This window comes from Kosakonia sp. (assembly GCF_032052965.1).
Classification (GTDB): domain Bacteria; phylum Pseudomonadota; class Gammaproteobacteria; order Enterobacterales; family Enterobacteriaceae; genus Kosakonia.
This window is the reverse complement of the sequence record NZ_DAMBVN010000002.1, coordinates 182,715-194,487: the sequence shown is the minus strand read 5'-3', so window position 1 is coordinate 194,487 and position 11,773 is coordinate 182,715. Positions and strand designations below refer to the sequence as shown.

General features: G+C 53.0%; 10 protein-coding genes and 1 other annotated feature (1 of these 11 running past the window's edge). Of the genes, 3 read left to right on the top strand and 7 right to left on the bottom strand.

Translation table 11 applies throughout. The features are described from left to right. Positions 1 to 241: 241 nt before the first annotated feature. A complete protein-coding gene (gene satP, locus RTX30_RS04285; RefSeq protein ID WP_312687161.1) occupies positions 242 to 808 on the top strand; it encodes an acetate uptake transporter in 567 nt (188 codons plus the stop codon). Positions 809 to 862: 54 nt separating this feature from the next. On the opposite strand, the gene RTX30_RS04280 is transcribed toward satP, so the two are convergent. The 3 genes from RTX30_RS04280 to tal form a co-directional block, all read right to left on the bottom strand. Next, on the bottom strand, positions 863 to 2,164 hold the full coding sequence (locus tag RTX30_RS04280; protein ID WP_312687159.1) for an MFS transporter: 1,302 nt from the start codon (positions 2,162 to 2,164) through the stop codon (positions 863 to 865). 126 nt (positions 2,165 to 2,290) lie between these two features. Further along, entirely contained in the window at positions 2,291 to 2,878 is a 588-nt protein-coding gene (gene mog / locus RTX30_RS04275; RefSeq protein ID WP_312687156.1) for a molybdopterin adenylyltransferase, read from the bottom strand. A gap of 110 nt (positions 2,879 to 2,988) precedes the next feature. Further along, a complete protein-coding gene (gene tal / locus RTX30_RS04270) occupies positions 2,989 to 3,942 on the bottom strand; it encodes a transaldolase (RefSeq protein WP_312687154.1) in 954 nt (317 codons plus the stop codon). A 299-nt stretch (positions 3,943 to 4,241) separates the two neighbouring features. On the opposite strand from tal, the gene RTX30_RS04265 reads away from it, so the two are divergent. Continuing rightward, positions 4,242 to 5,672: a sodium:alanine symporter family protein gene (locus RTX30_RS04265; protein WP_312687152.1), complete on the top strand. Its 1,431-nt coding sequence runs from the start codon at positions 4,242 to 4,244 to the stop codon at positions 5,670 to 5,672. Between the two features lie 80 nt (positions 5,673 to 5,752). Further along, positions 5,753 to 6,526, top strand: a complete 774-nt coding sequence (gene yaaA, locus RTX30_RS04260; protein ID WP_312687151.1) for a peroxide stress protein YaaA — start codon at positions 5,753 to 5,755, stop codon at positions 6,524 to 6,526. Positions 6,527 to 6,561: 35 nt separating this feature from the next. On the opposite strand, the gene RTX30_RS04255 is transcribed toward yaaA, so the two are convergent. The 4 genes from RTX30_RS04255 to thrA form a co-directional block, all read right to left on the bottom strand. Further along, positions 6,562 to 6,858, bottom strand: a complete 297-nt coding sequence (locus RTX30_RS04255; RefSeq protein ID WP_312687150.1) for a DUF2502 domain-containing protein — start codon at positions 6,856 to 6,858, stop codon at positions 6,562 to 6,564. Between the two features lie 195 nt (positions 6,859 to 7,053). Continuing rightward, entirely contained in the window at positions 7,054 to 8,340 is a 1,287-nt protein-coding gene (thrC, locus tag RTX30_RS04250; protein WP_312687148.1) for a threonine synthase, read from the bottom strand. A 3-nt stretch (positions 8,341 to 8,343) separates the two neighbouring features. Beyond that, a complete protein-coding gene (gene thrB, locus RTX30_RS04245; RefSeq protein ID WP_312687145.1) occupies positions 8,344 to 9,273 on the bottom strand; it encodes a homoserine kinase in 930 nt (309 codons plus the stop codon). 1 nt (position 9,274) lies between these two features. After that, on the bottom strand, positions 9,275 to 11,737 hold the full coding sequence (gene thrA / locus RTX30_RS04240) for a bifunctional aspartate kinase/homoserine dehydrogenase I (protein WP_312687142.1): 2,463 nt from the start codon (positions 11,735 to 11,737) through the stop codon (positions 9,275 to 9,277). Positions 11,738 to 11,761: 24 nt separating this feature from the next. Beyond that, positions 11,762 to 11,773, bottom strand: a sequence feature (Thr leader region); it runs 106 nt beyond the window's last position.

The following is an 11,773-nucleotide window of genomic DNA, read 5'->3' as shown; positions in this document are numbered from 1 at the left end:
CGAAACGTGCGGTTTCAACTGCCCCATATCGTTTTTTTTCAGACTCACATACTGCGGTTGACTACAAGATGGGGTCGCAACCCAACTCATCAAGGGGGAAGGATAAAAAATTTTTTAATTTACACCTGTTCAGATCATAGACAGGCTCTCTGGCGCTCATTATGATGCCGCGCCCCGCCACCCTAATATGGCGTGGGCACCTCTTATTTCACCATTCAATATTGATTTATTTTGAGGAATTATGGGCAACACTAAGTTGGCTAATCCGGCTCCGCTGGGCTTAATGGGCTTTGGCATGACCACTATTCTGCTTAACCTGCACAATATTGGCATGTTCCCATTAGATGGCATCATCCTGGCGATGGGCATTTTCTATGGTGGTATTGCACAAATTTTCGCTGGCCTTCTTGAATTCAAAAAAGGCAACACCTTTGGTTTAACCGCGTTTACCTCCTATGGTTCTTTCTGGTTAACGCTGGTGGCTATTCTGTTGCTCCCGAAAATGGGTCTGGCGGATGCGGCTAACGGCCATTTCCTGGGCGTTTACCTGGGCATCTGGGGCGTATTCACGCTGTTTATGTTCTTTGGCACTCTGAAAGGCGCACGTGTTCTGCAGTTCGTCTTCCTGAGCCTGACTGTGCTGTTCGCACTGCTGGCGATCGGGCACCTCACAGATAACGAAAGCATCGTTCACGTTGCAGGCTGGATTGGCCTGGTATGTGGCGCCAGCGCTATTTATCTGGCAATGGGCGAAGTGCTGAACGAACAGTTCGAACGCACTGTCCTGCCGATCGGTGAAACGCACTGATCGCGGTTCAAACGATGAAACAAAAACGGAGCCAGAGGCTCCGTTTTTTTATGGCTATTGTAACGCGCGTTCTGCCACAGGATCTGAATGACAGATATCCTGTCGTAACCAGATCCCCAGCGCCAGCCCTATTAAGGAAAGAGCCAGCACATACCACGCGGGAGCCATCGGCGAGACGCCCATCAGCATAGTAACCGCAATCGGTGTCAGTCCCCCAAAAATGGCATAAGAAACATTGTATGAAAATGAAATGCCCGTAAAGCGAACTTCCGCCGGGAAAGCCCTTACCATGACGAACGGCACCGCCCCCACAACACCAACACATAACCCTACCAGACCATAGAGCAGGAACAACTGCTCAGGATGAGCGCCTACCTGATGGTAGAAAAGCCAACTGGAGCAAGCGAGCAGAATGCTGCCAATAATAAAAGTACGGCTTGCGCCCAAACGATCCACTAGCAACCCAGCGGCAAGACACCCCAGGCACAGCATAACAGTGGCAATGCTGTTAGCCTGCAGTGTCAAGGCAGGCGCAAAACCATACTGTTTTTGCAGCCACACCGGCGACATCAGGATCACCACAACAATGCCGGCAGAAAGGAGCCAGGTCAGCAGCATAGAAATCACAACGGCTTTTTTATGCTTAAGTACAACCGATTTTACCGGTAGCTCCTGCGCCAGCGCTTTGCGCTGTTGCATCTCAAGAAAGATGGGGGTTTCCTGCAACCAGCGACGCAGATACATCGCGACCAGCCCGAACACGCCGCCAAGCAAGAAAGGCATACGCCAGCCGCCATCATGTATCGCCTGTGGCGTCATACTGGTATTTACCAGCGTAGCCACAACCGAACCAAGCAGAATACCAACTGTCAGACCTGCAGTCAGCGTTCCACAGGCAATCCCGATACGCCGTGCCGGAACATGTTCGGCCACAAAGACCCAGGCGCCAGGCACTTCTCCGCCAATTGCCGCACCCTGCAGTACGCGCATCAGCAACAGTAATAAGGGCGCGATAATGCCCACTGAGGCATAAGTCGGTAACAATCCTATTGCCAGCGTCGGCAGTGCCATCAACAAGATGCTCAGAGTAAACATCTTTTTGCGCCCGACCAGATCACCGAAGTGCGCCATCACAATGCCCCCCAGCGGGCGCGCCAGATAACCAGCGGCAAAAATGCCGAAGGTCTGCACCTGACGCAACCACTCAGGAATATCTGCCGGGAAGAAGAGTTCGCCGACTACGGCGGCAAAGAAGACGAAAATAATGAAGTCGTAAAACTCCAGCGCACCACCCAGGGCGGCAAGGGTCAGAGTTTTGTAATCCTGCTTGTTCAGAGGGCGTGTGTAATTTGACATAGCTAACCGTTTGTAAAGAGGAGTGCGTAATTTATTTGCTACGCATTATGTAAACTAAAAATTACTATACCGTAAATAAATCAGCACTCCAGTATCGGCCACGCTTATGTCATAAAAGAAAGCTATTTAGGATAATGTTTCGCGCCTGGCACTTTTTGGCCGAAAAGATGCTACAACTGTGGCATCGGTTTCGACGTAAGGGCCATCAAGAAGCTGTAAACAATAAGGTACACTAGCAAAAATACCAGGAACCGTCACATCACCATTGTCTTCTTTAACCCCCTCCAGCGTCTCTTTGATAGACTTTGGCTGCCCTGGCAGATTCAGGATGAGCGCCTGTTTACGGATCACGCCCACCTGACGAGACAAAATCGCAGTGGGCACAAAATGAAGGCTAATTTGTCGCATCTGTTCACCAAAGCCCGGCATTTCACGATCGGCAATTGCCAGCGTCGCATCCGGCGTGACATCCCGGCGCGCCGGTCCGGTGCCACCCGTGGTCAACACCAGATGGCAGCTCATTTCGTCCACCAGCTCACACAGGGTTTGTTCAATGATGCTTTGCTCGTCGGGGATCAGACGGGTTTCAATGTGAAAAGGCGTGGTCAGTGCGCCCGCCAGCCACTCCTCGAGTGCCGGGATGCCTTTATCCTGATAAACGCCGCTGGAGGCGCGATCGGAAACAGAAACCAAACCAATGCGTAGTGTGTCCATATTCATTCCGTTTCAAAAACCGTGATAAACGAAATGATACACGTTGAGGGGAGAGTCAAACAGAGCACAGCGAGGTAAAGCGTGACCGGGAGCCCGGCCACGCCTGAGGATTACAGCAGATCGCCGACCATTTTTTCCAGTTTTTCCTGGTCAACGGCAAACTTACGGATACCGTCCGCCAGTTTGTCTACCGCCATCGGATCCTGATTATGCTGCCACAGGAATTCCGCTTCGGTAATGCGCTCCGGGCGGGCTTTCACTTCGCCGGTATACGCCAGTTTGCGCTCAAGCGCGCCGGCGCTTTCAGACAGCTCTTTCAGCAGTGCCGGAGCAATGGTCAGGCGGTCGCAGCCAGCCAGCTCAACGATTTCGCCGGTATTACGGAAGCTTGCGCCCATGACCACTGTTTCATAGCCATGCTGTTTGTAGTACTGGTAGATTTCGGTAACAGAAACCACGCCCGGATCTTCTGCTGGCGCGTACTCTTTCTTGTCGGTATTCGCTTTGTACCAGTCGAGAATACGACCAACAAACGGAGAAATCAGGAACACACCCGCTTCGGCGCACGCACGCGCCTGCGCAAAGGAGAACAGCAGCGTCAGGTTACAGTTGATGCCTTCTTTTTCCAGCTGTTCAGCGGCGCGAATGCCCTGCCAGGTCGAGGCCAGTTTGATCAGGATACGATCGTTGCTGATGCCAGCATCGTTATACATTTTGATCAGACGTTTCGCTTTTGCGATAGAGGCTTCGGTATCGTAAGAGAGGCGCGCATCAACCTCAGTAGAAATACGGCCAGGGATCAGCTTCAGGATTTCCAGACCAATATTCACCGCCAGCTTATCCGTTGCGTCAACCACCTGCTGAGCGCGATCGCTGCTCTGGCTACGCGCCCACGCGACTGCGTCATCAATCAGTTTGCGGTATTCAGGGATTTGGGCAGCGCCAAGGATCAAAGAAGGGTTGGTTGTTGCGTCCTGCGGCTGGTACAGCTTCATTGCCGCGATGTCTCCAGTATCAGCCACGACTGTTGTGTACTGACGCAGGGAGGTCAATTTATCCGTCATGATAATGTTTCTCTTTAAACGATACCCTGAATAAATCACATTCAGACCAGCTGGACGTTCGTTATACGAAGAGTCGCAAACACAGCCAGCGCACCTGAACGAGAAGTATGACGAGTATACTAGTTAGGGGATGTAACCGGTCTGCCAAGATGATAACACGACGCACTGCCAGCGCAACCGCAGACAATGCTGCGAAAATTGTATGGTAAACTCCATGGATGCATAGCCTGCAAAGTAATCTACACTCACCGAATGCCTCGCCATGGCCCTGACAACTGGCATCAACAAGAGGGACGTTAATGCCACAATTCTTCTCATTTATCAGTGAAATACTGTGGGGTTCATTGATGGTGTACCTGCTGGCGGCGGCAGGTATCTGGTTTGCGGTGCGCAGCCTGTTCATCCCTTTTCGTTTTATTACCGACTTTGGTAAAAGTCTGAAAAGTAGTCGCGCTCCGTTACGAGGCACACTTTCTTCTTATCAGGCCTTATGCCTGAGCCTTGCGACGCGCCTGGGGAACGGTAATCTGGCAGGTGTAGCATTTGCCCTCACGACCGGCGGGCCCGGCGCGATTTTTTGGATGTGGGTTTCCGCCCTGATTTGTATGGCGACCAGTTTTGCTGAATGCTCGCTGGCGCAGCTCTACAAAGAGCGCGATGCCAGCCACCAACTGCGCGGCGGGCCAGCATGGTATATGGAGCGAGGGCTGGGGATGCGCTGGATGGGCGTATTGTTCTCTGTCTTCCTGCTTATAAATTATGGACTGGTGTTTAACACCATTCAGTCCAGCGCTGTCGCTCGTGCCATGCATTATGCCTGGCATGTGCCGGGCCTTATCACTGGTTTACTGTTAGCCACCTTCGCTTTCTTTTTTATTGTGAAAGGGCTTAAAAGTGTCACCCGCCTGATGCAATGGATCGTCCCCGTGATGGCCTGTGCGTGGATCCTGGTGAGCTTTGGCGTCAGCCTGTGGCACGCCAATTTGTTACCGGGAGTCTTTACTACGATTATAAAAAGTGCGTTTGGCTGGCAGGAAGCAGCAACAGGAACAATGGCATACAGCCTGAGCCAGGCGGTGACCAGCGGTTTTCAGCGTAGCATGTTCGCCAACGAAGCAGGAATGGGATCATCACCGAATGCAGCCGCTACGGCCGCCTCCTGGCCACCGCACCCAGTGGCGCAGGGCATTGTGCAAATGATTGGCGTACTGACGGATACCTTTCTTGTCTGTACCGCCAGCGCGCTGGTGTTATTGCTGGCAGGCGCCGCGTCAACAAGCGATACCTATGGTGGCATTCTGCTGATGCAGCAAGCCATGGTGGCGCTGACAGGGGAATGGGGCGCGGGTTTTGTCGCGTTTATTGTGATCCTGTTTGCCTTTACCTCAATTGTGGCAAATTACATTTATGCGGAGAACAACCTGATCTTCCTGCGGCGCAACAGCCCGCGAAATGTATGGCTGTTGCGAATTTGCGTTCTGGCAATGGTGGTGCTGGGTTCCGTGGTGAGCGTTCCGTTGATCTGGCATGTCGCAGATGTAGCGATGGCGCTAATGGCAATGATCAATCTCAGTGCGATCCTGCTACTTTCTCCGGTTGTCCGCCTGTTGGCGCGCGACTATTTGCGCCAGCGTAAGCTGGGTGTGATGCCGGTGTTTGATCCGAAACGTTATCCTGAGATTGAACGGCAACTGGCACCGGGTGCCTGGGATGACATTCCCCGATCGTAACGCTAATCGCAACTATCGATCACGCCTGTTGTTTTTTTTGCTACAGTCAGCGGAAATTTCTCGCACAGCCAGGACTGAGTATGCTGATTATAATTTCACCTGCCAAAACGCTCGATTACCAAAGCCCGCTGGCGACAACGCGTTTCACCCAGCCGGAACTGCTGGACTACTCGCAACAGTTAATTAAAACCGCGCGCAAACTCTCTGCCCCGCAAATCAAAGCATTGATGGGCATCAGCGATAAGCTGGCCGATCTGAATGCCACCCGCTTCCACGACTGGCAGCCAGATTTCACACCAGATAATGCCCGCCAGGCAATTCTGGCGTTTAAAGGCGATGTTTATACCGGCTTGCAGGCAGAAACCTTTAGCGACGCAGATTTTGATTTTGCGCAGCAACATCTGCGAATGCTCTCTGGCCTGTATGGCGTGCTGCGCCCGCTGGATCTTATGCAACCCTATCGTCTGGAGATGGGCATCCGGCTGGAGAACACCAAAGGCAAAGATCTGTATCACTTTTGGGGCGACGTGATCACGCAAAAACTCAATGACGCCATCGCTGAGCAGGGCGACGAGATTGTGGTGAATCTGGCCTCAGATGAGTACTTCCGTGCGGTAAAAACACCAAAACTGAATGCGCAAATCATCAAACCGGTCTTTCTCGACGAAAAAAACGGCAAATTTAAAGTGATCAGTTTCTATGCCAAGAAAGCACGTGGTCTGATGAGCCGTTATATTATTGAACAGCGCCTGACAAAACCGGAGCAATTAACCGGGTTTAACAGCGAGGGGTATTTCTTTGATGAAGAAGCCTCAGCACAAGGCGAAATGGTCTTTAAACGTCACGAGCAATAAACGTGCCCTCCCCCAACGGGAGAGGGCGGTAAAGGTTAGGGGTGGTGACGCCAGTCCTGATCCGGGCCGTCGTGGCGGTCATCGTGATGGTCACGCGGACCATCACGACGATCGTCAAAGTGGCCATGCGGCTGCCAGCGATCTTCCCGCCACTCGTAGTGTTTTTTCCACCAGTCATGATCGCGCCAGCGATCGCCATCCCAGTAATGCCCGCCATTGTCGCGGTCGCCGATTTGCAGTTTCACTGCCGGCACAAGGGTGATTTCTGCCGCCTGAACCGCGAGGGGAGCCACCAACATCATGGAAAGCGCTAACATTACAGGTTTCAACATAGGTTACTCCTTTGCAACATCCTGCCCGTAGTGGGCCGATGTGAGGAGCTTACGCAACGTCACCGGGTGTTGTTATTGGCCGCAATCCTATTCTCTAAGCGCCCGCATTTATTGAATATCTCTGCTTTTTTACTGCAAAATATCTTCATAATTTCTCCCTGTTTCCCCCGCGCATTCGCAGGGGAAACGAAGAAATTACGCTTTGCTCATCATTAACTTACGCAGCGCAGCAAAATCTGCTGGCAAATTATGCGACAGCAGCGGTAAGTCCGCGCGATCCGCCAGCTCTTTCGGCAGTACCAGCGGTTCACCCAGAATACTTTCTACGCTCTCTTTGAACTTCGCCGGGTGAGCAGTGCCAAGGAACAGGCCATATTCGCCTGGATTCAACTGATCGCGCAGCGCACGGTAAGCCACGGCCGCATGCGGTTCAGATACGTAACCTTTCTCTTTCAGCTCGCGCATGGCGGCTTTGGTGGTTTCGTCATCCACTGCCGCGTAACCCAGTTCGTTCAGGCGCCAGATTTTACGGCGGAATAACTCCTCCACGCGCGGCCAGTTATTCGGCTGGCTGACGTCCATGGCGTTAGAAAGCGTGGCCTGCGTCGCTTTGGGCTTCCATTCGCCTTCCTGCAGGAAACGTGGCACGGTGTCGTTGGTATTGGTAGCGGCGATAAAGCGTTTGATGGGCAGCCCCAGGGATTTTGCCAACAGGCCCGCCGTCAAATCACCAAAGTTGCCGCTCGGTACTGACACCACCAACTGATTGCGCGCCTCTTGCGGCAGCTGCGCCACCGCTTCGAAGTAATAACAAATCTGCGCCAGCAGGCGGCTAATGTTAATGGAGTTAGCCGAGTTCAGCCCCAGCGCCGTTTTGAGTTCTTCATCGTCAAAAGCCTGTTTGACCAGCGCCTGGCAGGCATCAAAGTCGGCATCAATGGCAACCGTTTCAATATTGCCGCCTAGCGTACAGAACAGTTTTTCCTGTAATGGGCTGATTTTGCCCTGCGGGTAGAGGATCACGACGCGTACGTTTTTCATGCCGTAAAACGCATGGGCCACCGCCGCTCCCGTATCACCGGAAGTCGCAGTCAGAATGGTCACCGGTTTATCGCCGCTGATTGCACTCAGCATCTGCGCCATAAAACGGCCGCCAAAATCTTTGAATGCCAGCGTCGGTCCGTGGAACAGTTCCAGGCAGCCGACATCGCTTTCGACAGAGCGTACCGGCGCAGGGAAAGCAAAAGCGGTGCGAACACGCGCTTCCAGAGCATCCTGCGGGATTTCATCACCGATATACGCCGCCAAAATTTTTGCACTACGGGTGACGAAATCCTGCTCCAGCATTTCGTCGATTTCTGTCAGGTTGAACTCCGGCAGATCGTGTGGGAAAAACAACCCCTGATTTTTGCCAAGCCCCTGGGTGACGGCCTGCGCAAAGCTGACCTGCTCATTGTGATCTTTTAAATTATAGAGTTTCATTGGTTATCCCACTACTCGTGCGCCCGCCGTGTCCAGCCGGCAAATATGAACGAAGCCTTCCTGATTTTGCAGATAGTGTTTAGCGAGCCAGTCGGCCACACGCTGCGCGGTATCGGGCTTATCGCACAAGGCGAACAGCGTCGGCCCGGAACCGGAAATACCGCTCGCCACCGCGCCAATATCCGCCACTGCCTGCCGTGCTTCACTAAAGCCTGGCAGCAACTTCATGCGATAAGGCTCGGCAATCACGTCTTTCATTAATTTTGCTGCCAGGCTCGGCTGACGGGTATAACAAGCGTGAATAAAGCCTGCCAGATGGCGCCCGTGAGCAATACAGTCCTGACGACGATACTGAGCAGGCAGAATAGCGCGCGCTTCCGCCGTCGACACTTTGATGCCCGGATAAGCCAGTACCCATAACCACTCATCAAAGCCTGGCACCTGCTGACTGATAATGCCGCTTTCTTCAATCATCAGTTGCATACCGCCGAGGAAACAAGGTGCCACATTGTCGTAATGCACGCTGCCCGAGATTCGCCCTTCCAGCTCGCCCATCAATGCCAGCATTCGGCTGTCGTTCAGCGGTTTGCCGCAAAACTCGTTCATCGCTACCAGAGCGGCAACCACAGAACAGGCGCTGGACCCCAGACCTGAGCCGATAGGCATGTTTTTTTCCAGTGTCATCGCCACCGGCACCTGTTTACCGATTTCGCGGCAGAACAGTTCCCAGCATTGATAAACAATGTTTTCCTGCGGTTCGCTCGGCAATTTGCTGGCAAAGCGACCCAGATTTTTCAAACTAAAGTGATCTGCCGCCTCGACAGTCACATTGTCACCTAATAACGTACCATCAACTGGCGTCACCGCCGCGCCAAGCACATCAAAACCTACGCTCATATTGGCACTGGAGGCCGGAGCATACACCTTCACCATCTCAGACTCCTAACTTCCATGACAGGGTGCGCAGCAGATCGGCGAACACGCCCGCCGCCGTCACATCATTACCCGCACCGTAACCGCGCAATACCAGCGGCAGCGGTTGATAGTAGTGGCTGTAGAATGCCAACGCATTCTCACCATTTTTAACTTTAAACAGTGGATCGTTACCATCGACCTCGGCGATTTTCACCCGGCAGGTACCGTCTTCTTCAATATTGCCAACATAACGCAGAACCTTACCGGCATCACGGGCTTTTGCCACACGCGCCGAAAACTCGTCGTCAAGCTGCGCCAGGCGAGCCATAAAACTGTCCACATCGCCGGAGTCATCAAAGTGGGTAGGCAAAACCGGTTCAATGACAATATCCGATAACTCAAGCTCACGCCCGGTTTCACGGGCGAGAATCAATAATTTACGCGCGACATCCTGCCCGGAAAGATCATCACGTGGATCCGGTTCGGTATACCCCATCTCACGTGCCACGCGGGTCGCCTCCGAGAGACTCACACCTTCGTCCAGCTTGCCGAAAATAAACGACAACGAACCAGAGAGAATGCCGGAGAAATGCTGCAGTTCGTCACCCGCATTAAGCAGGTTTTGCAGGTTTTCAATGACCGGCAGGCCCGCACCGACGTTGGTATCATAGAGGAATTTACGCCGGGATTTTTCCGCTGCGCGACGCAGTTGGTGGTAGTAATCCATCGACGAGGTGTTGGCTTTTTTGTTCGGTGTCACCACGTGGAAACCTTCACGCAGGAAGTCGGCATACTGGTCGGCCACCGCCTGGTTCGAGGTACAGTCAACGATGACGGGGTTCAGTAAATGGTACTCTTTTACCAGACGGATCAAACGGCCAAGGTTAAAAGGCTCTTTCGCCGCGTCCAGCTCTTCGCGCCAGTTATCGAGATTCAGACCGTGAACATTGGTCAGCAAGGCCCGGGAATTCGCCACACCGCAAACTCGCAGATCGATATGCTTGTGCTTCAGCCAGCTCTGCTGGCGTTTTAACTGCTCCAGCAGTGCACCGCCAACGCCGCCAACACCAATGACAAATACTTCAATAACCTGGTCGGTGTTAAACAGCATCTGATGAGTCACCCGCACGCCAGTTGTGGCGTCATCATTGCTGACCACAACGGAAATAGAGCGCTCAGACGACCCCTGTGCGATAGCGACAATGTTGATATTCGCCCGCGCCAGCGCAGCAAAGAACTTCGCAGAGATCCCACGTAACGTGCGCATACCGTCGCCAACAACCGAAATAATGGCCAGCCGCTCCATTACAGCAAGCGGCTCCAGCAAACCCTCTTTCAGTTCGAGATAGAACTCCTCGTTCATTGCGCGCTGCGCACGGACGCAGTCAGACTGCGGGACACAGAAGCTGATGCTGTATTCCGAGGAAGACTGGGTGATCAGCACGACCGAAATCCCGGAACGGGACATCGCCGCAAACACGCGTGCAGCCATGCCGACCATCCCTTTCATTCCCGGCCCGGAAACACTGAACATCGCCATATTGTTCAGGTTTGAAATGCCTTTTACCGGTAAGCCGTCTTCATCTGATGTGGCGCCTATCAGCGTGCCTGGCGCTTGTGGATTTCCGGTGTTTTTAATCAGGCAGGGAATCTGGAACTGAGCGATGGGGGTAATGGTGCGGGGATGGAGAACTTTAGCGCCGAAATAGGAGAGTTCCATGGCCTCCTGGTATGACATCGACTTCAGCAGTCTGGCATCAGGAACTTGCCTTGGGTCACACGTATAAACGCCATCCACATCCGTCCAGATCTCACAACAGTCTGCACGTAAACAGGCTGCCAGCACTGCTGCAGAGTAGTCAGAACCATTACGGCCCAATACCACCAATTCGCCTTTTTCATTACCCGCAGTGAAACCAGCCATCAGCACCATATGATCCTGAGGGATACGGCTTGCAGCAATACGGCGAGTGGACTCGGCAATATCAACGGTCGATTCGAGGTAATGACCAATCGCGAGCAGTTTTTCTACCGGATCGATAACAGTGACCTTGTGACCACGCGCTTCCAGCAGCCCCGCCATAATGGCAATGGAGAGTTTTTCGCCACGACAAATGAGTGCAGCATTGATGCTGTCCGGGCACTGCCCTAACAAGCTAATACCATGCAGAACATGTTTGATCTGCGCAAATTCTTGTTCAACAAAGGCTTTTAACTGTGCGAGGGGGAAACCGGGTTGCGCATCCGCCAGTCCTTGCAGAAGCTCAGCAAAAATACGTTCAGCATCGCTAATATTCGGTATCGCATCCTGACCACTGATCGTTTTTTCGATCATCGCGACCAGATGGTTGGTGATTTTCGCCGGGGCAGAAAGAACGGTCGCTACCTGCCCCTGCCTGGCATTGCTTTCCAGAATGTCGGCAACACGCAGAAACCTTTCCGCATTTGCCACTGATGTACCGCCGAACTTCAACACTCGCATGGTTTTACCCCTTGATCTCTGGTCGAAAAAAAAGCC